This window comes from Methylobacterium sp. WL18, assembly GCF_008040015.1.
In the GTDB taxonomy this organism is placed as follows: domain Bacteria; phylum Pseudomonadota; class Alphaproteobacteria; order Rhizobiales; family Beijerinckiaceae; genus Methylobacterium; species Methylobacterium mesophilicum.
Genome location: NZ_VRVD01001087.1, coordinates 1 through 886, shown reverse-complemented (window position 1 = coordinate 886; position 886 = coordinate 1). Strand labels below are relative to the sequence as shown.

Genomic DNA, 886 nt, shown 5'->3' with positions numbered 1-886 from the left:
TGGCCGCGCTCCTCACCGACGCCGCCCCGCCGCTCCAGGGCTGCCGCCTCGTCACCCTGCGGGTGCGGGCGATCACGGCGAGCCGCGACGCCCGCACCGGCGAGGCCCGCGCCACCCTGACGATCGAGGCCGTCACCGAGGTTCTTTGAGGTGGGCGCGGTGCCTGCCCCCCACGCCTCGTTCCCGGACGCCTGGAACGCCAGTGGAAGGCGATGCGACGACGTTCGATTCCAAAGCATGGGGAGGGCCCGATGGGCGCACAGAAGGGCAAGGACCTGCTGCTCCGGGCCGGCGACGGCGCGGGCGGTTTTGTGGCGGTGGCGGGCCTGCGCACCCGGCAGATCACCCTCAACGCCGAGACCGTGGATGTCACCAACGCGGACTCCACCGGCCGCTGGCGCGAGCTGCTGGCGGGCGCCGGCGTGCGCCGGGCCGCGATCGCCGGATCCGGGGTTTTTCGCGATCAGGCCTCGGACATTCGGTTGCGGCTGATCTTCTTCGAGGGCGCGATCGAGACCTTCCAGGTGGTCGTGCCGGCCTTCGGAACCCTGGAGGGCCCGTTCCAGATCGCGAGCCTCGAATACCGGGGCGACCATGCCGGCGAGGTCACCTTCGACATCAGCCTCGACTCGGCGGGCGTGCTCGCCTTCACGGCGGCCTGAGCCATGGCCAACCGGATTCGCGGCGAGGTGCCGCTTCAGCTCGCCGGCCAGCGCTACACCCTGTGCCTGACCCTCGGCGCGCTGGCCGAGCTGGAGGGCGCGCTCAAGGCCGGCGACCTCGTCGGCCTGGCCGAGCGCTTCGACGGCGGCCGGGTCTCGGCCCGGGACCTGATCGCCCTGCTGGGCGCGGCCCTGCGCGGCGGCGGCCACGCCCTCGACGACGA

General features: G+C 73.3%; 2 protein-coding genes and 1 pseudogene. All 3 read left to right on the top strand.

The window, feature by feature from the left end:
* A pseudogene (locus FV228_RS34615) lies at nt 1-149 on the top strand (DUF3168 domain-containing protein); the annotation flags it as partial.
* Nucleotides 150-251: 102 nt separating this feature from the next.
* Nucleotides 252-662: a phage major tail protein, TP901-1 family gene (locus tag FV228_RS31050; protein WP_147857901.1), complete on the top strand. Its 411-nt coding sequence runs from the start codon at nt 252-254 to the stop codon at nt 660-662.
* 3 nt (nt 663-665) lie between these two features.
* On the top strand, nt 666-886 hold a 221-nt coding region (locus tag FV228_RS31045; protein ID WP_147857900.1), incomplete at its 3' end, for a gene transfer agent family protein.